Raw genomic sequence first — 25,885 nt, forward strand, 5'->3', positions numbered from 1 at the left:
CTCAATGGCTCAGGCGCCGAACCTTGGCATGCCGTGCCAGGTCCGGTGTCTCGAAGACATAGTCACTCCAGGCCGATTCCGGGATTTGCCCGGCCAGATAGCACTCCAGCAACAGGTTTTGCTCGGGATTGAGCGGTCGTGGCGCGCGCTCATGATCCAGCCCGAGAGAATGGAAAAGGTTCCTTGTCAGTTCCGATACCGTGAAGTGGATCGACATCTGCGTTCTCCTCTGCCTATCAACGCCGCACTCAGGCAAAGGTTTCAGCGTCAGGTGCCGATAACGCCGGATTGATCGTTGGCTGATGCCATGGCCTCGCAATTCCGACAGCCGCCGGTCTGGCCGAATTGTTTTCCGGTTCGTCTCAATCTTGAAATAAAAGTGTAATATCGAATTCACAGGGGCCGTTCTATTACACTGGATGAAAGTCTGCTCAGGTTATAATTCTTTAAGTATTAGGTATAGCTCATTTGGTCGAAGATTACCCCAGTCGAAAGAATGTGATTCCAGTCCGTCAACAGCAAGGACAATGTCGTCCCGATGATCCGCTCCTGGCTTCTCATGATGATCGCGCTGACGGTGGCCGCCTTTGCGCTCGGCACGACGGCTTCCTATGCGGATAGCTGCAGCGTGATCAGAGGTCAGTTGCTTTCTGGTGGCCGCGATGGGGGCGTGAGCCCCGAACTGGCGCAGTTGCGCCGCCAGCTTGTCGCGATACAGGGCCTGGAGAGGCAGCGCAGGTGCACGGCGCAAAGTGCCACGGGCGGCTTCTTCAACGCCTGTGCCGATCTTGCCAAGAACCGGACGGAGGTGCTGCGCCAGATCGCGGCCGGTTCCGGCCGGGACGTTTCGGGCCTGCAGGCACGGCTCGCGGCGCTTGGCTGCGGGGCGAAGGATCAGCGCCCGGCATCGAAGACCCAGTCCACCGCGGGCGGAGCAATTTATGCCGGCAATTCGATGCTGTTTTGCGTGCGCCTTTCGGATGGATATTTCTTCCCGGCGCCAAAGTCGCAATTCGCCGGCAGCGACGATGTCAAGGATATGGCCGATCAGTGCCGTTACATCTGCGATGATCCGGCCGTCGATCTCTACACGCTGAGCGATGCCAGTCTGGAAACCGAAAAGATGGTCGCGCTCGATACGCGCAAACCCTACACCGAACTGCCGTCGGCTTTCCGCTACCGCGACGATGCCAATTTCAAGGCCTGCGACGTCAAGCGCTACTACCAGCGGGTCGCCGAACTGAGGGCAAGGACGGTGACGCCAGCAGACATGAGCAATGCCATCATTCCCCTGCCGCAGCGAAAGCCGGACGTCGGCAGCCCGGACGTCGGCAGCGTTGCGGCAATCGCGCAATCCGGCACAGAAGCCCCTGGTGCCGCTCAGGAGCAGTCGATCGAGGCCAGCAAGCGGCCGGTGCGCGTGGTTGGCCCGGCCTTCTTCCCGGCTGAATGACCGCCCCTCTCTGCGCAACCATCGGATAACGCAGCGGGCTGCCATGGTGCAGCCGGCTGTAGGACCCACCTGGAACAGAGGGGCGCTCACGGCGTTGTGATCGACATCAGCCAGGAGAAACGCCATGGCCACGTTCAGGGAAATGCGGGTTCTGGAGATCGTCGAAAACGGCTCCCTGACCAATGACGAGAAGATCGCCGAACTGCGTGAGATCGAATCCGAGGCGCGGGGCCTGCAGCGGGCCGCGTCGGAGAGTTCCATGGGCGACGATGACGGCTGGCAGGACGATTTGCGCCAGGTTCGCTTTGCGCTCGACAAGCTTGGCGCGAAGGAACCGAAGAAGGGCGCGGCATCGCTATAGGCCCTGTCGTATAAGGCTCCAGATTTTTCCCGAAATTATTCGCAGACCATGCGAACCCGCTGTCCCGGCGCGCTTACGTTCTTGCACGCCAACTGCTTTACCGGGTCCGAGGGCGGGGGAGGCGGCGGTGATAATCGCGTCTGATGCCGTCTCTGCACGCCAGGTTTAGAGACCCTGCGCTCGGAAAATCGTCCGGGCGGCGGCTGTGGCGGCACCGGAAAGGCACCGTTGTCGGCCTGCGGCGCGTAGTCGACATTGGGTGGCGGCCGGTCCCAGAAGCGCCTGGCGTCGAGCGGCCGCGGGATGATGACCGTGCCGTCATAGCTGCGCGAGCAGCCGCTGCCGAAAAGCAGCACCACGCCCAGCAAGAAAGGCCCTATCCGTCCAGTCATAAGCAACACCCCTGCACAGGCTTATAACGCGGCCTTGGTGCACCCGACAACCGGACTGAATAACGCAGGAGGAACGGACTGGTTGCGCCGTTAAGGTTAGCGGATCGTTAATGCTTCTCGGGCACATTCCGCCGACGAACCGTGGAGGGAGGGTTCGGCCTTGATTTTCGGGGTGGGGACGGGATGGCGGAAGCGGACGAAGCAATCGGCGCGCGCGGCAAGCGTGGGCCCGGCAAGGCGGTAGACCGCGGCGACGCGCCGCCTCGCGCGTACATGGATTCGGCCGCCGCGCTTCGCCAACTGGTCGAGCTGGGCTCGGACTGGATCTGGGAGACCGACGCCGAACTGCGATTCTCCTGGCTTTCCCCCACCTACCAGGCGGCCACCGGCATCGATCCGGCCGATGTGCTTGGCCGGTTCCGCTTCGATTTCCTCAATCAGGTCTTGAAGGGCAACCACAGCGCGGCAGCGCATCTGCAAGATCTGCAGGCGCACCGGCCGTTTCGCGACTTCGTCTACGAACTGAAGGGAGGCGGCGCCGACTGCCGCTGGGTGTTGACGTCAGGCTTCCCACGGTTCGACAGCGAAGGAAAATTTGCCGGCTATCGCGGCATAGGCCGCAACGTTACCACGCTGGCCAGCGCCTTCGAGACCGCGGAACAGAACCCGTTGCCGGGCAGCGAACCCGACCGGCATCTTTCCGATCTCGAACGGACAATGGACGCCATGCACATGGGCGTCGTGCTTCTCGATGCCAAGCTCGACACGCTGATCGTCAACAAGGCCTATCGCGATCTGTCCGGGATTGCGGATGGTGCCGTGACCGTCGGCGCTCCGTTCAGCCAGTTGATGGACCTCAACCGCCGCAATGGCATCTATGGCGACATCGACGACCAGCAGTGGCGGCGCTATCTCGCCGCCCGTATCGAGGAGATCCGCGCCGGCTCCGTCGCGCCACGCGAATTTGTCCATGCAAGCGGCAGGACGATGATGTTCTCGGTGACGGCGCTGTCCGGGGGCAAGCGGCTGTTGACCTACTATGAGGTCACCGAACTCAAGCGTCGCGATGCCGAGATCGAAAGCGCCAACGCCAAGATCGCCGAGACCTTCGTCAATCTGCGCACCATGGTCGATCAGATGCCGATTGGCGTTCTCGTCCTCGATGCCGATATGCGCGCCGAAATCATCAATCGCGCCTTCTATGATTTCTGGAGGATCGATCCAGGCCGCGCCGGTATCGGCTCGGCCTTTCGCGAGTTGATGGAAGCCAGCCGGGCTATTGACCCTTACGGCGCCGATGAAATTGCCTGGCAACGTCATACCGCCGAGCGCGAAGCCGAAATCAGGGCCGGCATCGCCGGCTCTAGGCAATTGCCACACAATGACGGGCGCACGCTTGTCGCATCGCTGGCGCCGCTGCCAGGCGGCAAGCGGCTCATTTCCTATGTCGACGTCACCGACATGAAGGGCCGGGAGACTGAGGCGCAGGACGCTCGCAAGCATCTCGCCAGCGTGCTGGAATCGCTGCCGGCCGGCGTCATCATCTACGACCGCGACGACAAGTTCGTCTTCGCCAACCGCAAGCTGCAGGACTCGCTGCCGGCGCTGAAGCCCGTCTGGCAGCCCGGCTGCACCTTCCGCGAGGCGCTGGAGTTCGGCCATGCGGTCGGCTATTTCCGCTCGTGTGGCGATCCCGAGCTCGACAAGCTTTACGACGTTGACACCGAACGCTGGGCCGACGGCGTGCTGGCGCGCTACCATCTGCCAAATTCGTCCTACGAGCGCCTCAATGCCGATGGGCGCTGGTACCAGGTCTACGACATGCGCACCGAGGACGGCACGTTTATCGGCGTGCGCGTCGACATCAGCGACATCAAGAGCCGCGAGGCGGCGCTGCGCGATTCGATGCGCCAGATCGATCTCTTCCGACACGTCATGGACGAGTTGCCGGTGGCGGCCTTCATCAAGGCGCAGGACCTGAGCATCGAATTCGTCAACAAGGCCTGGTGCGCGATTACGGGCCTTGCCAAGGAAGACGTCATCGGCCGGACCGACCGCGAGCTGTTCGGCACGCAAGACGCGGAAAGCTACAGCCATGACGACACCGAGGTCGTCGTAACCGGCAAGGGCCTCGAGATCGAGGAGCCCGTCACCCATCGCGACGGCACGGTGCGGCAGTTGATGACGCGCAAGAGCCGGCTGGTGGCCATCGACGGATCGATGCACCTGGTCGGCTCCAGCACCGATATCACCGACGTCAAGGCGCGCGAGCAGGCGCTGGAAGAGAGCATGCGCGAGAACGAGGTGTTCCGCAGCCTGATCGACAATGTGCCGGTGTCGATCTACGCCAAGCGCTCCGATCTCAGGCAGTTTTATGTCAACAAGGGCTGGTGCGATCTGACCGGTCTCAGCAGGGAAGATGCGATCGGCAAGACCGACATCGAGATTTTCGGGGAGGACGGCGAGGCTTTCGTGGCCGGCGATCTGGCCGTGCTGCGCACCGGCGACACCCAGGAGATCGAGGAGACCGTGCGGCTTGCCGACGGCAGCGTCAGGCATCAGTTCGCGCGCAAGGGCGCGATGATCGCGTCGGACGGTTCGCTCTACCTAATCGGATCGACCACCGACATCACGGAACTGAAGATGCGCGAGGCCGAACTCAGCGAGGCGCGCCAGCGCGCCGTGCTCGCCGACCGCGCCAAGTCAGAATTCCTCGCCAATATGAGCCACGAGATCCGCACGCCGATGAACGGTGTGCTGGGCATGGCGGAACTCCTGGCCAAATCCAATCTCGATCCGAAGCAGAAGACGTTCACCGACATCATCGTCAAGTCGGGCAACGCGCTCTTGACCATCATCAACGACATCCTGGATTTCTCCAAGATCGATGCCGGCCAGATGGTACTCGATCCGGCACCTTTCAATCTTGCCGAGGCGATCGAGGATGTGGCGACGCTGGTGTCGACGCGCGCCAAGGAAAAGGACCTCGAGCTTATCGTGCGTGTCGAGCCGAGGCTCGAAAGCCTGTTCATCGGCGATGTCGGCCGCATCAGGCAGATCGTCACCAACCTCGTCGGCAACGCGGTGAAATTCACCGATGAGGGCCATGTGCTGGTCGACGTGACCGGCGAGAAGGTGCCGACCGGAACCAGGTTGACGATCTCGGTCACCGACACCGGGATCGGCATCCCCGAGGAAAAACTGAAACTGGTGTTCGAAAAATTCAGCCAGGTCGACACCTCCTCGACACGGCGGCACGAGGGCACCGGGCTTGGCCTTGCCATTACCTCACGGCTGGTCGAGCTGATGGGCGGCACCATCGGCGTCGAGAGCGCCGAGGGCAAGGGCTCGACCTTCTGGTTCACCGTGACGCTGCCCAGGGCCGGTCAGCAGAACGGGCAGCGCATCATGCCGGTGGACGTGACGGGCGCACGCGTGCTGATCGTTGACGACAATGCCGTCAACCGCGCCATCCTGACAGAGCAGATGACCTCGTGGACGTTCGATTCCTGTGCGGCTGAGAGCGGCGCCGAGGGCCTGAAAGTGCTGATCGCCGCCGCTGCCTATGGCGTGGCCGTGGATTGCGTGGTGCTCGACTACCAGATGCCCGAGATGAGCGGCGCCGAAATGGCGCGCATCGTGCGCAACACCGAAGGCCTCGCCGACACGCCGATCATCATGCTGACCTCGGTCGACCAGTCGCTCGCCAACACCAGCTACCGCGATCTCGGCATCGATGCCCAACTTATCAAGCCGGCGCGCTCCTCCGTGCTTCTGGAAACGCTGGTGGCGACCATCCAGCGCCATCGCCACACCACGGACGGCCACCCCGCGCAGCCGCTCGCAGGCGAGGCGCTCGCTGCCCCCCAGCGGCCACCGCTGGCGCCGTCCGAACAACGCGCGCAATTGCAGCCGCCGCCGGTTCGCCCGAGGCTGCCTGCCACCGGCGATGGCGGACACAGGCTGGATATCCTCGTTGCCGAGGACAATGAGGTGAACCAGATGGTCTTCACCCAGATCCTCGGCGAGACCGGCTACGGCTTCGAGATCGTCGGCAATGGCCGCAAGGCGCTCGACGCCTTCGGCAAGCTCAATCCGTGCATGATCCTGATGGACGTCTCGATGCCGGAGATGAGTGGGCTCGAGGCGACCGCCGCGATCCGCCGGCTGGAAGAGGAAACCGGCACGCATGTGCCGATCGTCGGCGTCACTGCGCATGCGCTCAAGGGCGACCGCGAACGCTGCCTGGAGGCGGGCATGGACGACTATCTGCCCAAGCCGATCAGCCCCAGGGCCCTGCTGGAGAAGGTCGAGCGCTGGATCGGCGCCGGCAGCCAGGTCCAGCGCAACGCGGGATAGCATCCCGCCGCGCGCTTTCAGGGATCCGAAGAGGCAAGCGAGGGAATCAATCGCCGATTCGCTGCTACCCCTGCGTGCAATGCCTATGGTGCGATCGCACCATATCAAAGGCGGCGCCCAGCCGGGAGAATGGCAAAATCGAATTCCGCCCTTGCAGTTACGGGCGGGAGCAGCGACCGCCAGTATGGAACAGCGTCAACCTACCCCAACGGACCTGTTTTTGGCGATGGCCCGGCCATGACACGCTCTGGTCTTGAGCAACGCACTCCCGTCCGGATTTTCTTCACCTGAGAAAGCCCCGTCGAATCCGACGGCGGCTCGAGCCGGTGGATGGCTCAAGCCCCTGATTCCGGAGGCAAACTCGGATCAGGCGACGATCGCCCGACGCCACTGCCTTTTCCAGTGCCGGCAACGCGTTACCGGGCTGACACGAAACTGTCATGCGACTGTTATAATCGAGGGCTATTGGCCTCAGCGGGCGCTGGTTAGGAATGGCGCCGAGAGACCATCTTCCGAACAGGAGCAGGCCACATGAGACATTTCATCCGCTCGGCGGCCGTTGCGATTGCAATGGCTACAGCGTCTACTTTCACCCTTTCCGCAGCCATGGCAGCTGATCTTTCCGGCGCCGGTTCGACCTTCATCTATCCGGTGTTCGCCAAGTGGGCCGACACCTACAAGAAAGACACCGGCATCGGCCTCAACTACCAGTCGATCGGTTCGGGCGGCGGCATCAAGCAGGTCATCGCCAAGACCGTGACTTTTGGCGCCACCGACAAGCCGATGTCCGATGCCGATCTGGAAAAGAACGGCCTCGTGCAGTTCCCGATGGTGATGGGCGGCATCGTGCCGATCGTCAACCTGACCGGCGTCAAGCCGGGCGAGCTCGTCCTCGACGGCAAGACGATTGCCCAGATCTATCTCGGCGCCATCACCACCTGGGATGATGCCGCGATCAAGGCGCTGAACCCCACCCTCACCCTGCCGTCGACCGCGATCGCCGTCGTGCATCGTTCGGACGGCTCGGGCACCACCTTCAATTTCACCAACTATCTGGTGAAGCTCTCGCCCGACTGGAAGGACAAGGTCGGTTCCGACACCGCCGTCGAATGGCCCACGGGCGTCGGCGCCAAGGGCAGCGAAGGCGTTGCCAACACCGTCAAGCAGACGGATGGCGGCATCGGCTATGTCGAGTACGCCTATGCCAAGCAGAACAACCTGTCCTACTCCAAGATGCTGAATGCAGCCGGCAAGGTCGTCGAGCCGTCGCTCGAATCCTTCGGCGCTGCCGCTTCGAATGCCGACTTCAAGACGGCCAAGAACTTCAACGTCATCATCACCAACGAGCCTGGCGACGCCACTTGGCCGATCGCAGCCTCGACCTGGGTCCTGATCCACAAGGCTCCGGATGATGCCGCCGCCACCGGCGAGGCCCTGAAGTTCTTTGCCTGGGCCTACAAGGACGGCAAGGAAACCGCCAAGGCGCTCGACTATGTCTCGATCCCCGACAGCGTCGTCGACCTGATCAAGGCTTCGTGGAAGACCGACATCCAGGCCGACGGCAAGCCCGTCTACGTCGGCGAGTAACATCCCTTGAAGGAGCGCCGCGCTCGCGGCGCTCCTTTTCCTTCCATTCAAAAGAGCCGAGCTTGACATGAGCGCTGTCCAGGAAGCCTTGCCAGCCGTTAGAAGTTCGCGCGATGCCACCGTCCGACGGTTCGCGCTGACCGACTCGATCTTCCATGGAATGACCCGCGCTGCCGCGATCCTGGTGCTGGTTCTGCTCGGCGGCGTTGCGATCTCGCTGTTTGCCGGCTCCTGGCAAGCCCTCTCCACCTTCGGCTTTTCCTTCCTGACCAGCGAAAGCTGGAACCCGGTGACGGAGAAATTCGGTGCTCTGGCGCCGATCTACGGCACCATCATCACCTCGGCCATCGCCATCCTGATAGCCGTGCCGCTCGGCATCGGCATCGCCATCTTCCTCACCGAGCTTTGCCCGCGCCCGCTGCGGCGCCCGATCGGCATGGCGGTGGAACTGCTGGCCGGCATCCCTTCGATCATCTACGGCATCTGGGGCCTGTTCGTCCTGGCACCGTTCCTGCAGACGACCGTGCAGCCCTTCATCATCAGCGTGTTCCATGGCATTCCCGGCCTCAACAGCCTGTTTGCCGGCCCGCCCTATGGTATCGGCCTGCTGACCTCGTCGATGATCCTTGCCATCATGGTGCTGCCCTTCATCACCTCGATCACCAAGGACGTCTTCGACACGGTGCCTCCGGTGCTTAAGGAATCGGCCTACGGCATTGGTTGCACCACCTGGGAAGTGACCCGCCGCGTCGTCATTCCCTACACCCGCATCGGCATCATGGGCGGCGTCATGCTCGGCCTCGGCCGCGCGCTCGGCGAAACCATGGCGGTGACCTTCGTCATCGGCAACGCGCACCGCATCTCGACCTCGCTGTTCGCGCCGGCAACGACGATCTCGGCCACCATCGCCAACGAATTCACCGAAGCGGTCGGCGATCTCTACACCTCTTCGCTGGTGGCGCTCGGCCTGATCCTGTTCGTCATCACTTTCCTGATCCTTGCCATCGCACGCTACATGCTGATGCGCATCGACGCCCGCACCGGAGCCTGACCGATGTCGACAGCCACGTCGCTTCACCAGAGCCGCAAGCGCAAGAATGGGGTGATGATGACGCTGTGCGTCGTCGCCGCCGGAATCGGCCTTGTCTGGCTGGCGCTCATCCTCGGCGCCCTGCTCTACAAGGGCCTTTCCGGTGTCAATCTTGCGGTCTTCACGGAAATGACGCCGCCGCCCGGAGATGCCGGCGGTCTGCTCAACGCCATCTACGGCAGCATCGTGATGACCATCATCGGCATCATCGTCGGCACACCGATCGGTGTTCTGGCCGGCACATACATGGCCGAATATGGCCGCTTCTCGAAACTCACCACCGTGGTGCGCTTCATCAACGACATCCTTCTGTCGGCGCCGTCGATCATCATCGGCCTGTTCGTCTATGAGCTGATGGTGCGGCCGATGGGGCATTTCTCGGCGATCGCCGGCGCCGTCGCGCTTGCCATCCTGGTCATCCCGGTCGTCGTGCGCACCACCGAGGACATGCTCAACCTGGTGCCCAACGCCTTGCGCGAAGCCGGCACCGCGATCGGCGCGCCGCGCTGGGTGGTCATCAAGTCAGTCGCCTACCGCGCCGCGCTGTCGGGCATTGTCACCGGCATATTGCTGGCCATCGCCCGCATCTCCGGCGAGACGGCACCCCTTCTTTTCACGGCGTTGAACAACCAGTTCTGGTCGAGCAATCTCAACGCGCCAATGGCCAGCCTGCCTGTGACCATCTTCCAGTTCGCTCTCAGCCCTTACGAGGAATGGCAGCAACTGGCCTGGACTGGTGCACTCATCATCACATTGACGGTTCTCGCGCTCAGCATCTTTGCGCGCAGCTTGACCGGACGCAGAGAGGACAAATGAGCCAGATGTTGTCTCCAGACATGACGATCGCCGCCGAGGCAGCCGCCAAGGTAAAGATCGAGGTCAAGAACCTCAACTTCTATTATGGCCAGTCGAAGGCGCTGAAGGATATCACGCTGTCGCTGCCCGAGCGCAGCGTCACCGCCTTCATCGGACCGTCGGGGTGCGGAAAGTCGACGCTGCTGCGCGTCTTCAACCGCATCTATGAACTCTATCCCAAGCAGACCGCCGAGGGCCAGGTGCTGCTCGACGGCAAGAACGTTCTCGACCGTTCGCAGGATCTCAACCTGCTGCGCACCAAGATCGGCATGGTGTTCCAGAAGCCGACGCCGTTCCCGATGTCGATCTATGAGAATATCGCCTTCGGCGTCAGGCTCTATGAGAAGATCAGCAAGGCCGAGATGGACGGCCGCGTCGAGCAGGCGCTGAAGCGCGCAGCCCTGTGGAACGAGGTCAAGGACAAGCTCAATGCCAGCGGCCTCAGCCTGTCAGGCGGCCAGCAGCAGCGGCTGTGCATCGCCCGCACGGTGGCGGTGAAGCCGGAAGTCATCCTGCTCGACGAGCCGGCCTCGGCGCTCGATCCGCTGTCGACCGCCAAGATCGAGGAGCTGATCGACGAGCTGCAGGCCGACTACACGATCGTCATCGTCACCCACAATATGCAGCAGGCGGCGCGCGTCTCGAAGCAGACCGCCTTCATGTATCTGGGCGAACTGGTCGAGTTCGACAAAACCGAGAAGATATTCACGTCGCCTCGCGAGAAGCGCACGCAAGACTACATCACCGGCCGCTTCGGCTGATCGCACGCATACGAGGACCAGGATCATGGCCGAACACACAGTCGCAGCCTTCGATGAGGATCTCGGACAGATCAGCAGGCTGATCAGCGACATGGGCGACCTCGCCGGCTCGATGGTCGGCGGCGCCACCAAGGCGCTGCTGAATTCCGACAACGCGCTGGCACAGCGTGTGGTCTCCGACGATGCCATCATGGACGCGCGCCAGCGCGAACTCGACGACCGCGCCATCACGCTGATCGCCAAGCGCCAGCCGATGGCCGATGATCTGCGCCATGTCGTCGGCTCGATCCGCATGGCCGGCGACCTCGAGCGCATTGGCGACCTTGCCAAGAACATCGCCAAGCGCGTCGGCACCGTCGGTCTCAGCGCCACGCCGCGCGACCTGTCGCACTCCATCGACGCCATGGCGCAGCTGGTGCTGATCCAGGTGCAGGGCGTGATCGAAGAGTATGCGGCGCGCGATGCCGCGGCACTGGCGAAGCTGCGCGCCGACGACGAACGCATCGACGTCAAATACACCTCCGTCTTCCGCGAACTGCTGACTTACATGATGGAAGATCCGCGCAACATCACGGCGTGCACGCATCTGTTGTTCTGCGCCAAGAATCTCGAACGCATCGGCGACCACGTGACCAACATCGCCGAAAACGCCTACTATGTCCTGACCGGCACGCAGTTGCCCGCCAATCGTCCCAAGCAGGATGAGACGGCGATGTCGGCGCCCGCGGCCTGACGCAAGAGGTGACCAATCAATGATCGCGCCACGCATTATGGTGGTGGAGGATGAGGAGCCGCTGGGGGTGCTGCTCCGTTACAATCTTGAATCCGAAGGCTACCAGGTGGAGGTGGTGCCGCGCGGCGACGAGGCTGAAATCCGCCTGCAGGAGAACGTGCCCGACCTTCTGGTGCTCGACTGGATGGTGCCGGCGGTGTCCGGCATCGAACTCTGTCGGCGCCTGCGGATGCGGCCCGAGACCGAGCGGCTGCCGATCATCATGCTGACCGCGCGGGGCGAAGAAAGCGACCGCGTACGTGGGCTCTCGACCGGCGCCGACGACTATCTGGTCAAGCCGTTCTCGACGCCGGAATTCATGGCTCGCGTCAAGGCGCTGCTGCGCCGCGCCAAGCCGGAAGTTCTGTCAAGCGTGCTCAAGGTCGGCGATATCGTGCTCGACCGTGAATCGCACCGGGTCTATCGCAAGAAGAGCGAGATCCGGCTCGGCCCGACCGAGTTCCGCCTGCTTGAATTCATGATGCGCCATCCCGGCCGCGTGTTCTCGCGCAGCCAGCTGCTCGACAATGTCTGGGGCGAGACGATCTATATCGACGAGCGCACGGTGGACGTGCATGTCGGCCGGCTGCGCAAGGCGGTCAACAATGGCCGCATGCCGGACGTTATCCGCACCATTCGTGGGGCGGGCTACGCGATCCGCGAGGATTGAGCGCGACCTGATTCAGGCTACGTTTTTCTTTGCGGCAAGGCCTGATTTCGCCTGCACGCCTGGCGCGAAAATCTCCTGGTCGACGAAGGTCAATGCGCGCATGGCGCAGCCTTCGCGGATGAGGGGAAGTTCGTTCGGTTCGGTGTCGAAGGAAATCGATTTCGAGTGTTGGCCGCCGGCGGTCTGGGCGATGGCCTCGCGCAATGCCGGCTCGATCAGGTCGAAGGCGGCGGCGCTGACGCCGACCATGGCGACGGGTGCGGGATCGATCAGAGCGAACAGGCTGCCGAGGCCGTAGCCCAGTGCCTCGCCGGCTTTGCGGTAGGCTTCGCGCTCGGGTCCGTCTCGTTCGCGTGCCGTGGCGGCGAGCGCCCGCATCTGCGCGTCGCTGACATCGGCGACCGGCTCGGTGTCCTCACTGAGTTGCCTGGCGTTACGCCAGATGGCGTAGTTGCCGGCATAGGCCTCGACGCAGCCGCGGCGTCCGCAGCGGCAGAGCGCGCCGCCGGGCCGATGGATCATGTGGCCGAACTCGCCGCCCGAGGAATGGGTGCCGGTGAACAGCTCGCCCTTCAGCACCAGGCCCATGCCGATGCCGTGCGACAGAAGGATGGCGATGAAGTCGTCGCGGTAGCGCTCGGGATCGCGCCAGCGCAGCGCCACCGCCATCATGTTGCAGTCGTTTTCCATGGTGGCGGGGATGCCGAACTCGGCCTCGAGTATGTCGGCGAAGGCGATGTTGGTCTGCGGCGTGATCGGCGACCAGAGCATCGCCCGGGCCGCGGTGTCGGTGATGCCCTGGATCGCCAGCGCGATGCGGGCGACGCTGCGCACGTCGATATCGGGATCCTCGAGGCGCCGCCGCACGATGGCGACGCATTCGCCGATCAGCGCTTCGCGCGACATGGTCAGCGTGTCCAGCCGGCGCTGTTCTTCCGATACGACCTGGCCGGCATAGTCGATGACGGCGACGGAGAGGAAATTCAGCGACAGCACCACGGTCATGACAGCCGCGGCCTCGGGGTTCAGGCCGAGGCCGACCTGCGGCCGGCCGCGTTTGAGCGCGCCGGCCTCGCTCGGCTTGCCTTCGGCCAGGATGCCTTCGCCGATCAGGTCGGAAGAGATCGCCGATATGGTCGAGTGGCTGAGGCCGGTGGTCGCGGCAATCTCGGTGCGCGACGGCCGACCGGCCCGGCGCACGGCCGCAATCACCATGGCGCGGTTGCGCCGGCGCAGATCGTCGTGGCGGATTCCGACCGACATGTTTTCCCACATCCTCCCGGTCGCCGCGGTTCCTCCGGCCCCTCGAACGCTGCCAGCGACACGGTCAAATACTGGCAGAAGCGGCCCGCCCTGTCATTTATTTATTCCGAGGCTCGAAAAAAATTCGCGAGGACATCAAAATCCATCAGAATCGTTGTTGACAGCGTTCCGGTGTTGCATCAGTGTTTTTTCGAGGCTCGAAAAAATAGAGCCTTTGTGCCGGCCTTAGGGCCAGTTTGGTCGCGCCATACGCGGCGCAGGGAGGAATATCATGAAGAGATTCACAGCCGCCATCCTGGCGGGTGTCGCCATGTCGCTGACGCTCGTGTCGGTCGCGCAGGCGAAGGACAAGGTCATCGGCGTTTCGTGGTCCAACTTCCAGGAAGAGCGCTGGAAGACCGACGAAGCCGCGATGAAGAAGGCGATCGAAGCCGCCGGCGACAAGTACATCTCCGCCGATGCGCAGTCCAACCCCGGCAAGCAGCTTACCGATGTCGAAAGCCTGATTTCGCAGGGCGCCAATTCGCTGATCATCCTGGCGCAGGACGCCTCGGCCATCGGTCCGGCCGTGCAGAAGGCGCTGGACGAAGGTATTCCGGTCGTCGGCTATGACCGCCTGATCGAGAACAAGGACGTCTTCTATCTGACCTTCGACAACAAGGAAGTCGGGCGCTTGCAGGCGGCTGCGGTGTTCAAGGCCAAGCCGGAAGGCAACTATGTCTTCATCAAGGGCTCGGGTGCCGATCCGAATGCCGATTTCCTGTTCTCGGGCTCGATGGAAGTGCTCAAGGCGGCCATCGACAGCGGCAAGATCAAGAATGTCGGCGAGGCCTATACGGACGGCTGGCTGCCCGCCAACGCTCAGAAGAACATGGAGCAGTTCCTGACCGCCAACGACAACAAGGTCGATGCCGTGGTCGCGGCCAATGACGGCACCGCCGGCGGCGTCGTCGCGGCGCTGACGGCGCAGGGTTTGGCTGGTACCGTGCCGGTCTCGGGCCAGGACGGCGATCATGCCGCGCTGAACCGCATCGCTCTCGGCACGCAGACCGTATCGGTGTGGAAGGACGCGCGCGAACTCGGCAAGAATGCCGCCGAGATCGCCTCGCAGCTGGCCGACGGCAAGAAGATGACCGACATCGCTGGCGTCAAAGACTTCACGACGCCTGGCGGCAACACCGTCAAGTCACTGTTCCTGACCCCGGTGGCTATCACCAAGGACAATCTCAACGTCGTCATCGACGCCGGCTGGATCAAGAAGGACGAAGTCTGCGCAGGCGTCGCCGCCGGCAGCGTCGCGGCCTGCAACTAAACGGCGCAATACCGTTCGATATCAACGCCGCGGCCCAAAAGCCGCGGCGTTTCTCAAGGGGCTTCCGCTTCAAATGACTGCGGCAAGCAAATAGCATCCATGTTCCGGCACCCGCGCCAGACGGTAAACCGGTGGGAGGATAGCATGACCGACACGACCTCTAATCAACCGGTCGGCAGCACTGCGGCGGATAAGGCGCGTGCATCCGAACTCAGCGCCGTTGGACGGTTTCTCAAGGCTACCGAACTCGACACACGCATGCTCGGCATGGTCGGTGCGCTGCTGGTCATCTGGGTCGGCATCCATATCCTGTCGGGCGGGCTTTTCCTGACACCGCGCAATCTGTGGAACCTGTCGGTGCAGACCTCGTCGGTCGCGATCATGGCGACCGGCATGGTGCTGGTTATCGTTATGCGCAACATCGACCTCTCGGTCGGATCCGTCGAAGGCGTGATCGGCATGATCATGGGTGTGGCGCAGGCCGAATTCCTCATTCGCGTCATGGGTTTCCAGCTTGGAAATCCGTGGCTCTGGATCATCGCGCTGGCGGCCGGTGTGGTGCTGGGTCTCCTGATCGGTGCGTTCCAGGGCTTCATCATCGCCTATATGGAGGTTCCGGCCTTCATTGTGACGCTTGGCGGACTGCTGGTCTGGCGCGGCATGGCATGGCTGATCACCAGCGGGCGCACGGTCGCGCCGCTCGACACAACCTTCCAGCTGATGGGCGGCGGACCACGCGGCTCGATCGGCGCTACCGCGAGCTGGATCGTCGGTGTGGTCGCTTGCGTGGCGGTTGCCTTCATGCTGCTCAACGGCAGGTCGCAACGCAAGCGGTTCAACTTTCCGCTGCGCCCAGTTTGGGCCGAGACCTTGCTTGGCGTGGTTGCTTGCGCCGCTATCCTTGGCGCCGTCTGGATCGCCAATTCCTATCCATGGCCGATCGGCATCGTGCGCCAGTACGCCCAGCAGAACGGCATTACCCTTCCCGAAGGCGGGCTGTTCATCGCCCATGGCGTTGCCATACCGGTGCTGATGGCGGTGGCTGTCGGCATTATCATGACCTTCATCACCAAGCGCACGCGTTTCGGCCGCTATGTTTTCGCCATTGGCGGCAATCCGGAGGCGGCCGCACTTGCCGGCATCAACACGCGCTGGGTGACCATGAAGGTGTTCATGATCATGGGCGTGCTGGCCGCGATCAGCGCGGCGATCTCGTCGGCCCGGCTCAACGCGTCGACCAATGCGCTGGGCACACTGGACGAGCTTCTGGTCATCGCCGCCGCTGTCATCGGCGGTACGTCGCTCGCCGGCGGCGCCGGCACGGTGATGGGCGCCATGCTGGGCGCGCTTTTGATGCAATCATTGCAGTCGGGCATGGTGCTGCTCGGCATCGACTCGCCGCTGCAGAGCATCGTCGTTGGTGCCGTGCTGGTCATCGCGGTGTGGCTCGACACCGTCTATCGCAAGCGGGTTTAGGGGAGAATAATCATGGCTGACAAAACCGCTCCCGCAACTGCCCCCACAACTGCCCCCACTGGCACGCCGCTGATCGACATGCGCAACATCTCGATCGCCTTTGGCGGCATTCGCGCCGTCGATGATGCCTCGATCGATCTTTTCCCCGGCGAGGTCGTGGCGCTGCTCGGCCACAACGGCGCCGGCAAATCGACGCTGATCAAGATCCTGTCCGGCGCCTACAAGCGCGATGCCGGCCAGATCTTCGTCAATGGCGAGGAGGCTTCGATCGCCAATCCGCGCGATGCCAAGAAATACGGCATCGAGACGATCTACCAGACGCTCGCTTTGGCCGACAATGTCGACGCTGCCGCCAATCTGTTCCTCGGCCGCGAGCTGATGACCGCCTGGGGCACGCTCGACGACGTTGCGATGGAGGCCGAGGCACGCAAGGTCATGGGCCGGCTCAATCCGCGCTTCCAGCGCTTCAAGGAGCCGGTGATCAAGCTGTCTGGCGGCCAGCGGCAATCGGTGGCGATTGCACGTGCAATCCTGTTCAACGCCCGCATCCTGATCATGGACGAGCCGACCGCAGCCCTTGGCCCGCAGGAAACGGCGCAGGTCGGCGAACTGGTCAAGCAGCTCAAATCCGATGGTATCGGCATCTTCCTGATCAGCCACGACATCCACGATGTGTTCGAGCTGGCCGACCGGGTCTGCGTCATGAAGAACGGCCAGGTCGTCGGCACCGCGCGCACCACCGATGTCACGCAGGACGAGGTGCTCGGCATGATCATCCTGGGTAAATGTCCTCCGGGCGCCATTCCCGGGCCTGGCGCGCTGAAGATCGCGGCCTGAGGCCTGCCGGCGGCCCGGTATGGGCTGACCGGGCATGGCCGGTTGCCGCTCACGTGATATGCCAGTGATCGCCATGGCTTGGCCTTGGCATTGTGTTGGCCTGATGACTTGCCCATAAAGGTCCGGTGTTGCCCCATGGACCGCATCATCCGTTGAAGAAACTCTTTCCGATTGTCGCGTTCATCGCCGTTGCGCTGATCAGCATGACCATGGCGGGGTTCGCCTATTTCGCGACGCAGGAAGCCTCCCGCATCAAGTTCGAAGCGGCTGCCGACGACGCCCTCAACCGAATCGAGAGCCGGATCGATCTGCATTTGTCGCTGCTGCGCTCGACGCAGGCGCTGTTCGACGCCCGCAATGGCGACATCTCCCAGAGCGAGTTCAAGGCGTTCTTCAACGCGCTGGATGTCGACAATAATTTCGCCGGCCTGCGCGGCATCGGCTTCATCGGGCTCGTCAAGACGGGTGACGAAGCGGCGGTCGAACGTGACATCCTCCACGATTTCGGGGCCAGCCATCCGGTCTATCCGGACACGACGCAGCCTTGGCGTGCGCCCATCATGCTGTTCGAGCCGCTGGACCCGTCCAACCAGGCTGCCATCGGCTACGACATGTTCAGCGAGCCGGTGCGGCGCGCGGCGATCGAGAAGGCAATGGCCGATGACCAGCAGCATGCGAGCGGACTGGTGCAACTGGGCCAGGGCACGGGTGCGACGCAGACCTTCACCGGCTTCCTGGTCTTTGTGCGGCTCAATGTCGAGACCGCGCCGGAGGTCATCAACGCATCGCGATCCTCGACCGCGGGCTTTCTCTACGCGGCCTTCCGGGCCCGCGACCTGTTCCAGATCGCGCTCAGCCGGGCGCCGCTGCTGCCGGTCAACACCGAGATCTATGACGGCGCGGTCAACAGCGACGACCTGTTGTTCCGGTCGGAGACGCCGCCGGCTTCATCCCTTGGCGACCGGTTGCTGGTCACCCGCAAGATCACGGTGGCCGGCCGCCCGTGGACGGTGTTGTTCAGGCCGACCAGCGCCTTCTCGCAGCCGTCGTCGCGCACCATTCCGGTGATGCTGGGGCTGCTCGGCCTGTTGGCGGCGGGCGCCATCGCGCTGGTGGCGCGCTATCAGGAGCGGGCCTATGAGGCGGCATCGCGCCTGCACGAGACGACCGAAAAGAGCTTGCTCGAAAAAGACCTGATGCTGCAGGAGATGAAGCATCGCATCAAGAATTCGATCACCAGGGTGCTGGCGATCGCGCGGCAGACGGCTTCGCGGGCGACCGACGTCAACGAGTTTTCGGCATCCTTCTCAGCCAGGCTGCAGGCGATGGCGGCCTCCCAGGACATGCTGACGCGCTCGCGCTGGCAGAAGGCCGATCTCGCCGATCTCCTGCGCATCGAGCTTGGCCAGGTGTTCGGCAAGGACCTGCCCGAGGGTCTCCTGTCTGGGCCGGAGGTGCTGCTCGACGAGACCACGACGCAGGCGCTTGGCCTGACCTTCCATGAACTAGCGACCAATGCGCTGAAATATGGCGACGCCGGCAATTCCGCCAATTCGCTCCGGAGTGATTGGGCGCTCAAGGTCGACTGGTCGGTGGAAGGGCGTGGGCGCGAGCGGACGCTGGCGCTGAACTGGCGGGAGGCCGGAAAGAAGAAAGTCGAGGCGCCGGCCGAGACCGGATTCGGCACCAAGCTGATCGACCTTAACGTCACGCGCGAGCTGCGCGGCACGATCAAGCGCGATTTTCAGGCCGATGGTCTGAAGGTGGAAATAAAAATTCCGCTCACGGGCTGACGGCGCGCCGTCAGACGGAAGGAATGGAGCGATCGGACGTGGAAATCCGGAGACCGGCGAACCGGTCTCCGGATTGACTGTTATCGCCGAACTAGTTGCAGCGGGCCGTGTAGATCCGGCCGCGATGGTCGCGATACTGGCAATAGCCGTTCTGCAGCTTGCGCACCAGCAGGCCGGAACCGGCACCGACAGCCGCACCGATCAGCGCGCCCTTGCCGCCACCGACCAGGCCGCCGATACCGGCGCCGATCAGGCCGCCGCCGACGACGTCCTGCTCGGTCGATGTGCAGCCGCTGAGAGCAGCCATTGCAACCATGGCAATAATCATTTTCCGCATTGAGTCACTCCTCACTTTGTGTCCACACTTTGGTAAGCTCCAACAGCCATTTAGCACGAAATGATGGCCTTTGCTGCCGGAATTTATTGTTGGCTAAGATAGTCTTTTTCTGAGCGCACTGCGTTTGATGCCATGACCAGGCTGGAAATTGCAAGCGAGGCGTCAAGGTTACCATCGGGGTGTACATTCCAGACGATCTGATCGTAGTCATCCTCGAGCGCGGGATCGACAGCGAGACACTTGGCGAGGATGTGCTGCGCCTGTCCCTGTACGTCGCCCATGGCGAAGGGACGTTCGGCGGTGCATTCGTCGGCGGTTTCGAAAATGCTCACCGGCACCTGCAACTCACGGCACTCGGTCATTGAATTGGTGCAACCGATGACAAGCAAAAATGCGGCGATGTGTTCCATGGCGACATGCCCTCTCGCCACAATAACGGCCTGTATCGGTCAAAAGTTCCTGAGCGGTCGAGATGACACGCTAATAAATGCCGCTGCAGCAAGCGGTTAAACACTGCGCACTATTACCAGGATCGGATTTCGGTCAGGTCAGCTGGAACAAGGCGATGACGAGAATTGTCGCGACCGCCGCCAGCACGATGCCCCACAGCAATGTGTGATGCGGCGGGGAAAGCGGTTCCGCGGAAGCTTGGGGATCCTGAAATTCGCCCATCGAAACGCGGGCGGCCTGTTCCAGCCTGTTCATGTCGGCGACTGTCACGCATTCCTCCCCACACCGTGCCGCAACCCAGCGGATTGCGGCGGTATCTGGGTAAAACAGCATCCGCTCTTATGGTGAACGGCCGGTTAAGGATCGTTGTTGCCGCAGGCCGTTCACTGCGTCTCGAAATTGCTGTGCGGGACGACAAGGCGGTATTCAAGGTGGCCGTCCGCGATGTCGAGGCTCGCGGTTCCGCTCAGAGATGTCGGCACCACCCGCTCCAGCGCGACGCTGCCGAAGCGCTTTTGATTACGACCGGCATCGGCTCCTATGGTTTCGGCCCATGTCAGCGACAGGGCGACCTCGCCAGTGGCCGCGCTGTTGAGATTGGCGGTCACTTCGACGAATCCATCTTGCCGGGACAAGGCGCCGTAGCTGACCGAATTGACGGCAAGTTCATGCATCGCCAGGCCGATATGCAGCGCGGCATTGGGATTGAGATAGGGGTTTGCTGCGCCCCGGAAGCGAAGGCTGTGTGATGTGTTTGCCCGGTAGCGGCCGACCTGGCTCGTCACCAGTTCATGAAGGGCCGCACCGCGCCAGTTCGAGGAGGTCACCAGATCCTGCGAGGAGGCCAGCGACTGCAGCCGGCCGCGAAAGCGTGTCAGGAAATCGCCGATGCCGTCGGAATAGCGACCGGTCTGGGTCGCGATGCTCTGGATAATCGCCAGCAGATTCTTCGAGCGGTGGCTGACCTCGCGCAGCAGCGTTGTCAGTGTCTGTTCGCGCCGCTTCTGCTCGGTGGTCTCGACCATGGTGGTGACGACACCTTGCACGTCGCCGGCATCGCCCCGGTCGGCATCGACCCAGACCTGAAACCAGCGGACGCCATTCTCGACCGGAACACTGATCTCAAGGCGCTCCGGATTGCCGGTCGCGACCACATCGCGCTTGGCGGCGCTGATGCGGTCGGCCTGTGCCACCGGCAGTATGCCATTGCTGTCGGTACTGTCCGAAACCCAGGGCGCGCGCATGTTGCGAGCCCAGACGGTCTTCATCTCACGATCCTGATAGAGGACGGAAATGCCGGCATTGTGCAGCGCATGAAGAAGAGCCCGGCCAAGCTGCATGCCACTTTCGGCAGGATGCAGCGCGATGACTTCGTCGCTCCGTGTGCTTGCCTCTTTATCTGCAGTCCAGGAACGCATCGGTCAAATCTGTCCATCCAACTCACGCTGAACGGCCCACTCTCAAATGGGTTCCCAAAATGAAATCCCCCCGAGCATCCTCCAAAAAGGGGTCCGCCGAGCGGTGTCCTTTTAGGGACACCGCTCGGCGGTTGCTGGAAACCGTTTGAGGGGTGCGGCTTCCAGTGTTCCTCTACAATCGTTCGCCCTCACGCCCGTTTGAACAGGCCGGCAAGAAGCGAAATGACCAGGAAAGCGAGAAAGATGAAGAACAATATCTGCGCTATGCCGGCAGACGTGCCGGCGATGCCGCCGAAACCAAGCGCGCCGGCTATGATCGCCACGACGAGAAATACGAGCGCCCAGTAAAGCATGGTTCATCTCCTTCCGAATGGTGCGATGAAAACGTGGGTGGATGCGGTTTGTTCCACCATTTGCCGAAAAAGGCGATGCTTGCAAATGGTTCAGGTGGAACCCCCTCGAAATTCTCGGTGATGGGTTCGGCCACAAAAAGGCCGCCCGATGCATCGCATCAGACGGCCTTTGATTTCGGGTATTCCCTGCCGGAAAGCAGCGAAACTATGCGGCTGCCTTCGCCTGCCGGTCGAAGAACAGCGCCTGGCTGATCAGCGCCTTGACCATGTCGGGATTGAACGGCTTGGTCACCAGGAACGCCGGTTCGGGGCGCTCGCCGGTCAGCAGGCGCTCGGGGAAGGCAGTGATGAAGATCACCGGCACCGAGGTCGACGACAGGATCTCGTTGACCGCATCGATGCCCGAACTGCCGTCGGCGAGCTGGATGTCGGCCAGCACCATCTTCGGGCGCGTCTTGCCGAACATCGTCACCGCTTCGGAGTGTGTGCGCGCCGTTCCAACGACACGATGACCGAGGCTCTCGACCATTTCCTCTATGTCCATGGCGATCAGCGGTTCGTCCTCGATGATGAGCACGTCCGTCGCCACCTGGCGGGAAATCTCATTGCTTGCCTGGGCAAGCAGCTCGGAGAATTGCTGGTCGCCGACGTCGAGGATCTCGGCCGCCTCGTCCTCGCTGAAGCCTTCGACGGCAACCAGCAGGAAGGCCTGGCGGGGCAGGGGCGCGATCGCGTTGAGATTGGCGGCGGCGCGCTGCTCCCACGCCGATTGTGCCTGCTCCTGCGGCACGCGGATAGCGATCGAGGTGAAGAGTTTGGCGAAAACCTTGTACAGGGCAATACGGTCGCTCGAGGCCTCCGGGAAAATATCGACGTCGGCGATGATGGCCTCAAGCATCGCAGCGACCAGCGCGTCGCCGCTCTCTTGCGATCCCGAGACGGCGCGCGAGAAGCGGCGCAGGAACGGCAGGTGCGGTGCGATGGTAGCAGATAAACTCATGGTAAGACGTCTCCCTCAGAATGACGTAATTGCTTGGATTGCAGGTCAAGCTTATTGCAAGCCCCGCTAATACAACGCGGGGTTTCCGAAAAAGTTCCGCCCATATGGAACGAATAGGCGGTAACGGCGTTTCGTGACGGGATGGGCAACCAGACGAGGGTGCCGCTTGCGTTGTGTTGCGTTGAATATGAGCGGCCTGGGTGCTGGGGATATAAGGGCAAAATGAAGGATATGACGAAAGATATTTTGACTGGCGCCGCAGGCAGGCGTCGGAACGGAGCAGGCGACCCACTCGGGACCAACTCCGAAATCGGGCGAAAACTCAAACAATATTATGACGAGCTGGTCTCCGACGACGTGCCGGATCGCTTTGCCCAATTGCTCAGCCAATTGGAACAGACCGAACCCGCACAGAAGAAGGACTGAGGCATGGCCGCGGTCTCCCAAGGCTTCAAGACCGATCTGCTTGGGGCAATCCCGAGCTTGCGGGCCTTTGCCGTTTCGCTGACGCAGAATGCCGACAAGGCCGACGACCTCGTTCAGGAAACGCTGGTCAAGGCCTGGGACAAGCATGAGAGCTTCCAGCCCGGGACCAACCTCAAGGCATGGCTTTTCACGATCCTGCGTAATGAATTCTATTCGCAGATGCGCAAACGCGGCCGCGAGGTGCAGGACAGCGACGGCATCATGACGGCCAGGCTTGCCGTGCATCCGGCCCAGCACGGCCAACTCGACCTCAAGGATTTTCGTGGCGCTCTCGAGCAATTGCCGGAGGACCAACGCGAGGCCATCATCCTCATCGGCGCATCGGGCTTCTCCTATGAGGAAGCCGCCGAAATCTGCGGCTGTGCGGTGGGAACGATCAAGAGCCGCGTCAGCAGGGCCCGCACGCGCCTGCAGGAGATCCTGAAGATCTCCGGCGAGGACGAATATGGCCCCGATGCGATCTCGGCCCAGGTCACGGGGACGGCGGCACACTGATGTAAGGTCCGGATTTCGCGATCCGGACCTGCTGTATCAAACTCACCCCGGAGAACCGCGTCCGTAGGCCCGCGCCACCGCTTCGACGAGATCGTCGCCTGAATAGGGTTTGGTGACCAGCCTCACCCCTGGAAAGGATGACCTGATCTCGTCCGCGTCCGAATAGCCGGAGGCAAACACGAAAGGGACGCCCGTTTCACGCAAGCCGGCGGCGAATTCGAGCGTCGAGGTGCCGCCCAGCATCAGGTCGACGATGGCCGCGTCGAATTGCGTTGCGACCTCTCGGCCATCGATCTCCGTGAGGTCCCGGGCGATGACCACCTCTTGTGCACCGTGGTCGCGGCAAAGCTGCTCGACATCCATGGCGATTAGGAACTCGTCCTCCAGGACAAGAATCCGCAATCCGTCAAGCAATGTGGGCACAGGTGGAGGCTCCTTGAAACGCCGGGAGTCATGATCGCTATTGCGTGTGTTGTCATTTAAAAAAGACATGCCTTCAACCCCGGAACTCTGATCCCGGCAAAACGTTTAGACGTACCTGCTGAACGGCAGGCTTTCGAGAGGGGTCGAAATGCCAAGCCAGAATGGGCGTGCCTTTTCCGGCCGCCAGTATCCTTGTGAGAATTGTCCTTTACGGCCATTGCCGGTTTTCCGGGAATTCGAGAAGGAGGAACTGGCTTTCATCAGCAGGTTCAAAAAGGGGGAACTCGCGGTCGACAAGGGCGCGACGGTGCTGGTCGAGGGCAGCCACAGCGCCCATCTCTACACGGTACTGTCAGGCTGGGCGTTCCGCTATAAGCTGTTGCCGGACGGTCGTCGGCAGATCCTCAATTACCTCATGCCTGGCGATCTCATCGGCCTGCAAGGCAGCGTCATGGGGGAAATGCAGCATTCCGTCGAGGCCTTGTCGCCGATGCTGCTTTGCGTCTTCGAGCGCGACAATCTGCACGAGCTCTACCGCAGCCATCCGGGCCTCGGCTACGACATCACCTGGATCGCATCGCGTGAAGAACGCATGCTGGATGAGAACCTGCTCAGCGTCGGCCGCCGCAGCGCGATTGAGCGCGCGGCCTATCTGATTGCTTTCATAGCGAGCCGTGCAAAGGTTGTCGGGCTGAACGGCAAGCAATCCATCCAGATACCGATCACGCAACAACATATCGCCGACACGCTTGGCCTGTCGCTGGTTCACACCAACAAGACGATTCGCAAGCTCATGGACCGCAAGCTGATCCTCTGGCGCGATGGTGGTTGCGAGGTCGTCGATACCGAGGGGCTCAAGTCGCTCGCCGGCTGGGAAGGGCTGGGAGAGGGCCGCCGGCCGCTGATATGACGAAGTGCCTGTCGCGGTGTATTGGCGATTGGTGCGCACGAAAAGCTTTTCGGCTAGAGCAGTCCACTGTTTCACGGAAACAGCGAACTGCCCTATTTCTTTGTTTTTGATGCAACTTCGGACGGAAAACCGTTTCACACTTCTCCTGGAGTTGCTCTAGTTTATCCCGATGCCGGAACCTTGAGACGCACGGCGCGTTTGAAATCGAGCAATCACAAGGAGTTAAGCAATGGCAACCGCCGCAGGAAAGACCGCCAACGAAGCGCGGGCGAATTCGGACCTCGAAGCCGACATCCGGCAGTTGAAGGCTGATATCGACAAGCTCACCAAGCAGTTGGCTAAGACCGGTGAACATGGCTATGGCACTGCCCGCCGCGCGGCCACCGAGGGCGTCGAGCAATTGCGCGCGCAGGGCGAGGCCGCGTTTGACAACCTTCGCGGCAGTGCCAAGGACATAGAGGCGCAGTTGCTGTCAAATGTCCGCGAAAAGCCGGTGACGTCGCTGGCGATCGCCGCTGGCGTCGGCTTCCTCTTCGCGCTGCTTGCGCGTCGCTAGTTCCGCTTGAGATGGGTTTGCTGGCATCCCTGCTCTCGGGTTTCGCCTCGGGTGAAACCGTGGCCGCTATACGCCGTGCGCGCACGGCGGCCATCGCCTATGCGCTTGCCGCGCTGGCGGCATTCTGCGGTCTCGGCTTCCTGGTCGGGGCAGCCTATATCTGGGCCGCGGCCCGCTATGGATCGCAGGAGGCGGCGCTTGGTTTCGGTGTCGGCTTCCTGGTGATCGCGGGCCTCGTCCTTCTGATCCATCGGTTGATGTCCGGCTCCCGTGCCCGCCGCGCGGCAAGGCGGCGCAACGCCGACATGAAGGCGCTCGGCATCACAGCAGCAATCGCCGTGCTGCCGACATTGCTCAAGGGAAAGGGCGGCCTCGGGGTCATTCTCGGTCCGGCCGTGGCGCTCGCCGCCTATGCCATCTACCGTGAGAATGTGAAGCCCGACGATCCGGATGCCGGCGAGGGGAAGTAACGTCGG

Annotated in this window: 28 protein-coding genes; 18 read left to right on the plus strand and 10 right to left on the minus strand. The window is 62.4% G+C overall.

All coding sequences use genetic code 11. The features are described 5' to 3' along the window. Position 1 precedes the first annotated feature (1 nt). Entirely contained in the window at positions 2-217 is a 216-nt protein-coding gene (locus AC56QX_RS09140) for a hypothetical protein (protein WP_056575764.1), read from the minus strand. 321 nt (positions 218-538) lie between these two features. On the opposite strand from AC56QX_RS09140, the gene AC56QX_RS09145 reads away from it, so the two are divergent. Continuing rightward, positions 539-1,453, plus strand: coding sequence for a DUF2865 domain-containing protein (locus AC56QX_RS09145; protein WP_497115372.1), 915 nt, complete (start codon positions 539-541; stop codon positions 1,451-1,453). A gap of 124 nt (positions 1,454-1,577) precedes the next feature. Continuing rightward, entirely contained in the window at positions 1,578-1,814 is a 237-nt protein-coding gene (locus AC56QX_RS09150; RefSeq protein ID WP_477223198.1) for a hypothetical protein, read from the plus strand. A gap of 35 nt (positions 1,815-1,849) precedes the next feature. Here AC56QX_RS09150 and AC56QX_RS09155 read toward each other — a convergent pair whose 3' ends face one another. Then, a complete protein-coding gene (locus tag AC56QX_RS09155) occupies positions 1,850-2,173 on the minus strand; it encodes a hypothetical protein (protein WP_497117719.1) in 324 nt (107 codons plus the stop codon). 216 nt (positions 2,174-2,389) lie between these two features. Between AC56QX_RS09155 and AC56QX_RS09160 the strand changes: the two genes are divergently transcribed. From AC56QX_RS09160 to phoB, 7 genes are all read left to right on the plus strand, one after another. Next, positions 2,390-6,565, plus strand: coding sequence for a PAS domain-containing protein (locus tag AC56QX_RS09160; RefSeq protein ID WP_497115374.1), 4,176 nt, complete (start codon positions 2,390-2,392; stop codon positions 6,563-6,565). 531 nt (positions 6,566-7,096) lie between these two features. Then, positions 7,097-8,152, plus strand: coding sequence for a phosphate ABC transporter substrate-binding protein PstS (gene pstS / locus AC56QX_RS09165; protein ID WP_172223134.1), 1,056 nt, complete (start codon positions 7,097-7,099; stop codon positions 8,150-8,152). 67 nt (positions 8,153-8,219) lie between these two features. Further along, on the plus strand, positions 8,220-9,203 hold the full coding sequence (gene pstC / locus AC56QX_RS09170) for a phosphate ABC transporter permease subunit PstC (protein ID WP_497115376.1): 984 nt from the start codon (positions 8,220-8,222) through the stop codon (positions 9,201-9,203). Between the two features lie 3 nt (positions 9,204-9,206). Further along, positions 9,207-10,058, plus strand: a complete 852-nt coding sequence (gene pstA / locus AC56QX_RS09175; RefSeq protein ID WP_497115378.1) for a phosphate ABC transporter permease PstA — start codon at positions 9,207-9,209, stop codon at positions 10,056-10,058. Next, positions 10,055-10,858 carry a phosphate ABC transporter ATP-binding protein PstB gene (pstB, locus tag AC56QX_RS09180; protein WP_497115380.1) on the plus strand — a complete coding sequence of 268 codons (804 nt, stop codon included), beginning with the start codon at positions 10,055-10,057 and terminating at the stop codon, positions 10,856-10,858. The genes pstA and pstB overlap by 4 nt, the downstream gene beginning before the upstream one ends. Before the next feature lie 25 nt (positions 10,859-10,883). Continuing rightward, on the plus strand, positions 10,884-11,591 hold the full coding sequence (gene phoU, locus AC56QX_RS09185) for a phosphate signaling complex protein PhoU (RefSeq protein WP_010911897.1): 708 nt from the start codon (positions 10,884-10,886) through the stop codon (positions 11,589-11,591). A gap of 19 nt (positions 11,592-11,610) precedes the next feature. Further along, the gene (gene phoB / locus AC56QX_RS09190; protein WP_032917568.1) at positions 11,611-12,300 is read left to right on the plus strand and encodes a phosphate regulon transcriptional regulator PhoB; all 690 of its coding nucleotides are present in this window, start codon (positions 11,611-11,613) and stop codon (positions 12,298-12,300) included. Between the two features lie 12 nt (positions 12,301-12,312). Here the strand turns inward: phoB and AC56QX_RS09195 are convergent, their stop codons facing one another. Continuing rightward, entirely contained in the window at positions 12,313-13,563 is a 1,251-nt protein-coding gene (locus tag AC56QX_RS09195) for an ROK family protein (RefSeq protein ID WP_497115383.1), read from the minus strand. A 271-nt stretch (positions 13,564-13,834) separates the two neighbouring features. Here AC56QX_RS09195 and xylF point away from each other — a divergent pair, with 271 nt between their 5' ends. The 4 genes from xylF (at position 13,835) to AC56QX_RS09215 (ending at position 18,981) form a co-directional block, all read left to right on the plus strand. Continuing rightward, the gene (gene xylF / locus AC56QX_RS09200; protein WP_477223203.1) at positions 13,835-14,875 is read left to right on the plus strand and encodes a D-xylose ABC transporter substrate-binding protein; all 1,041 of its coding nucleotides are present in this window, start codon (positions 13,835-13,837) and stop codon (positions 14,873-14,875) included. A 144-nt stretch (positions 14,876-15,019) separates the two neighbouring features. Continuing rightward, the gene (locus AC56QX_RS09205) at positions 15,020-16,351 is read left to right on the plus strand and encodes a sugar ABC transporter permease (RefSeq protein WP_497115385.1); all 1,332 of its coding nucleotides are present in this window, start codon (positions 15,020-15,022) and stop codon (positions 16,349-16,351) included. A gap of 12 nt (positions 16,352-16,363) precedes the next feature. After that, positions 16,364-17,188, plus strand: coding sequence for an ATP-binding cassette domain-containing protein (locus tag AC56QX_RS09210; protein ID WP_497115387.1), 825 nt, complete (start codon positions 16,364-16,366; stop codon positions 17,186-17,188). 152 nt (positions 17,189-17,340) lie between these two features. Beyond that, complete coding sequence (locus tag AC56QX_RS09215; RefSeq protein ID WP_497115389.1) at positions 17,341-18,981, plus strand: CHASE domain-containing protein; 1,641 nt, start codon at positions 17,341-17,343, stop codon at positions 18,979-18,981. 91 nt (positions 18,982-19,072) lie between these two features. Here AC56QX_RS09215 and AC56QX_RS09220 read toward each other — a convergent pair whose 3' ends face one another. From AC56QX_RS09220 to AC56QX_RS09245, 6 genes are all read right to left on the minus strand, one after another. Next, positions 19,073-19,318: a YMGG-like glycine zipper-containing protein gene (locus AC56QX_RS09220; RefSeq protein WP_497115391.1), complete on the minus strand. Its 246-nt coding sequence runs from the start codon at positions 19,316-19,318 to the stop codon at positions 19,073-19,075. An 83-nt stretch (positions 19,319-19,401) separates the two neighbouring features. Continuing rightward, the gene (locus tag AC56QX_RS09225) at positions 19,402-19,728 is read right to left on the minus strand and encodes a hypothetical protein (protein WP_497115392.1); all 327 of its coding nucleotides are present in this window, start codon (positions 19,726-19,728) and stop codon (positions 19,402-19,404) included. 133 nt (positions 19,729-19,861) lie between these two features. Further along, positions 19,862-20,038, minus strand: coding sequence for a hypothetical protein (locus AC56QX_RS09230; protein WP_497115394.1), 177 nt, complete (start codon positions 20,036-20,038; stop codon positions 19,862-19,864). A 113-nt stretch (positions 20,039-20,151) separates the two neighbouring features. After that, positions 20,152-21,186, minus strand: a complete 1,035-nt coding sequence (locus AC56QX_RS09235; protein WP_497115396.1) for a sensor histidine kinase — start codon at positions 21,184-21,186, stop codon at positions 20,152-20,154. 188 nt (positions 21,187-21,374) lie between these two features. After that, positions 21,375-21,539, minus strand: coding sequence for a DUF1328 domain-containing protein (locus AC56QX_RS09240; RefSeq protein ID WP_027031438.1), 165 nt, complete (start codon positions 21,537-21,539; stop codon positions 21,375-21,377). Positions 21,540-21,744: 205 nt separating this feature from the next. After that, positions 21,745-22,539 (minus strand): response regulator, encoded by a 795-nt coding sequence (locus AC56QX_RS09245; protein ID WP_497115398.1) that lies wholly within the window; start codon positions 22,537-22,539, stop codon positions 21,745-21,747. 222 nt (positions 22,540-22,761) lie between these two features. On the opposite strand from AC56QX_RS09245, the gene AC56QX_RS09250 reads away from it, so the two are divergent. After that, positions 22,762-22,965 (plus strand): NepR family anti-sigma factor, encoded by a 204-nt coding sequence (locus AC56QX_RS09250; protein WP_497115400.1) that lies wholly within the window; start codon positions 22,762-22,764, stop codon positions 22,963-22,965. A 3-nt stretch (positions 22,966-22,968) separates the two neighbouring features. Next, positions 22,969-23,520 (plus strand): RNA polymerase sigma factor, encoded by a 552-nt coding sequence (locus tag AC56QX_RS09255; protein ID WP_010911883.1) that lies wholly within the window; start codon positions 22,969-22,971, stop codon positions 23,518-23,520. 42 nt (positions 23,521-23,562) lie between these two features. Here the strand turns inward: AC56QX_RS09255 and AC56QX_RS09260 are convergent, their stop codons facing one another. Then, on the minus strand, positions 23,563-24,012 hold the full coding sequence (locus tag AC56QX_RS09260) for a response regulator (RefSeq protein WP_497115402.1): 450 nt from the start codon (positions 24,010-24,012) through the stop codon (positions 23,563-23,565). 79 nt (positions 24,013-24,091) lie between these two features. On the opposite strand from AC56QX_RS09260, the gene AC56QX_RS09265 reads away from it, so the two are divergent. The 3 genes from AC56QX_RS09265 to AC56QX_RS09275 all read left to right on the plus strand — a co-directional run bounded on the left by AC56QX_RS09265 (position 24,092) and on the right by AC56QX_RS09275 (position 25,879). Next, positions 24,092-24,853: a Crp/Fnr family transcriptional regulator gene (locus AC56QX_RS09265; RefSeq protein ID WP_497115404.1), complete on the plus strand. Its 762-nt coding sequence runs from the start codon at positions 24,092-24,094 to the stop codon at positions 24,851-24,853. Between the two features lie 229 nt (positions 24,854-25,082). After that, on the plus strand, positions 25,083-25,409 hold the full coding sequence (locus tag AC56QX_RS09270) for an ElaB/YgaM/YqjD family protein (protein WP_497115406.1): 327 nt from the start codon (positions 25,083-25,085) through the stop codon (positions 25,407-25,409). An 11-nt stretch (positions 25,410-25,420) separates the two neighbouring features. Then, entirely contained in the window at positions 25,421-25,879 is a 459-nt protein-coding gene (locus AC56QX_RS09275) for a hypothetical protein (protein ID WP_497115408.1), read from the plus strand. Positions 25,880-25,885: the final 6 nt, after the last annotated feature.

The sequence above is a fragment of the Mesorhizobium sp. RCAM 06353 genome (assembly GCF_059683585.1).

Excerpts from the sequence above, each read along its gene's own strand:
- AC56QX_RS09140 (WP_056575764.1), bottom strand. The coding sequence starts at position 217 with ATGTCGATCCACTTCACGGTATCGGAACTGACAAGGAACCTTTTCCAT.
- AC56QX_RS09145 (WP_497115372.1), top strand. The coding sequence starts at position 539 with ATGATCCGCTCCTGGCTTCTCATGATGATCGCGCTGACGGTGGCCGCC.
- AC56QX_RS09150 (WP_477223198.1), top strand. The coding sequence starts at position 1,578 with ATGGCCACGTTCAGGGAAATGCGGGTTCTGGAGATCGTCGAAAACGGC.
- AC56QX_RS09160 (WP_497115374.1), top strand. The coding sequence starts at position 2,390 with ATGGCGGAAGCGGACGAAGCAATCGGCGCGCGCGGCAAGCGTGGGCCC.
- pstS (WP_172223134.1), top strand. The coding sequence starts at position 7,097 with ATGAGACATTTCATCCGCTCGGCGGCCGTTGCGATTGCAATGGCTACA.
- pstC (WP_497115376.1), top strand. The coding sequence starts at position 8,220 with ATGAGCGCTGTCCAGGAAGCCTTGCCAGCCGTTAGAAGTTCGCGCGAT.
- pstA (WP_497115378.1), top strand. The coding sequence starts at position 9,207 with ATGTCGACAGCCACGTCGCTTCACCAGAGCCGCAAGCGCAAGAATGGG.
- pstB (WP_497115380.1), top strand. The coding sequence starts at position 10,055 with ATGAGCCAGATGTTGTCTCCAGACATGACGATCGCCGCCGAGGCAGCC.
- phoU (WP_010911897.1), top strand. The coding sequence starts at position 10,884 with ATGGCCGAACACACAGTCGCAGCCTTCGATGAGGATCTCGGACAGATC.
- phoB (WP_032917568.1), top strand. The coding sequence starts at position 11,611 with ATGATCGCGCCACGCATTATGGTGGTGGAGGATGAGGAGCCGCTGGGG.
- AC56QX_RS09195 (WP_497115383.1), bottom strand. The coding sequence starts at position 13,563 with ATGTCGGTCGGAATCCGCCACGACGATCTGCGCCGGCGCAACCGCGCC.
- xylF (WP_477223203.1), top strand. The coding sequence starts at position 13,835 with ATGAAGAGATTCACAGCCGCCATCCTGGCGGGTGTCGCCATGTCGCTG.
- AC56QX_RS09205 (WP_497115385.1), top strand. The coding sequence starts at position 15,020 with ATGACCGACACGACCTCTAATCAACCGGTCGGCAGCACTGCGGCGGAT.
- AC56QX_RS09210 (WP_497115387.1), top strand. The coding sequence starts at position 16,364 with ATGGCTGACAAAACCGCTCCCGCAACTGCCCCCACAACTGCCCCCACT.
- AC56QX_RS09220 (WP_497115391.1), bottom strand. The coding sequence starts at position 19,318 with ATGCGGAAAATGATTATTGCCATGGTTGCAATGGCTGCTCTCAGCGGC.
- AC56QX_RS09225 (WP_497115392.1), bottom strand. The coding sequence starts at position 19,728 with ATGGAACACATCGCCGCATTTTTGCTTGTCATCGGTTGCACCAATTCA.
- AC56QX_RS09235 (WP_497115396.1), bottom strand. The coding sequence starts at position 21,186 with ATGCGTTCCTGGACTGCAGATAAAGAGGCAAGCACACGGAGCGACGAA.
- AC56QX_RS09240 (WP_027031438.1), bottom strand. The coding sequence starts at position 21,539 with ATGCTTTACTGGGCGCTCGTATTTCTCGTCGTGGCGATCATAGCCGGC.
- AC56QX_RS09245 (WP_497115398.1), bottom strand. The coding sequence starts at position 22,539 with ATGAGTTTATCTGCTACCATCGCACCGCACCTGCCGTTCCTGCGCCGC.
- AC56QX_RS09250 (WP_497115400.1), top strand. The coding sequence starts at position 22,762 with ATGAAGGATATGACGAAAGATATTTTGACTGGCGCCGCAGGCAGGCGT.
- AC56QX_RS09255 (WP_010911883.1), top strand. The coding sequence starts at position 22,969 with ATGGCCGCGGTCTCCCAAGGCTTCAAGACCGATCTGCTTGGGGCAATC.
- AC56QX_RS09260 (WP_497115402.1), bottom strand. The coding sequence starts at position 24,012 with ATGTCTTTTTTAAATGACAACACACGCAATAGCGATCATGACTCCCGG.
- AC56QX_RS09265 (WP_497115404.1), top strand. The coding sequence starts at position 24,092 with ATGCCAAGCCAGAATGGGCGTGCCTTTTCCGGCCGCCAGTATCCTTGT.
- AC56QX_RS09270 (WP_497115406.1), top strand. The coding sequence starts at position 25,083 with ATGGCAACCGCCGCAGGAAAGACCGCCAACGAAGCGCGGGCGAATTCG.
- AC56QX_RS09275 (WP_497115408.1), top strand. The coding sequence starts at position 25,421 with ATGGGTTTGCTGGCATCCCTGCTCTCGGGTTTCGCCTCGGGTGAAACC.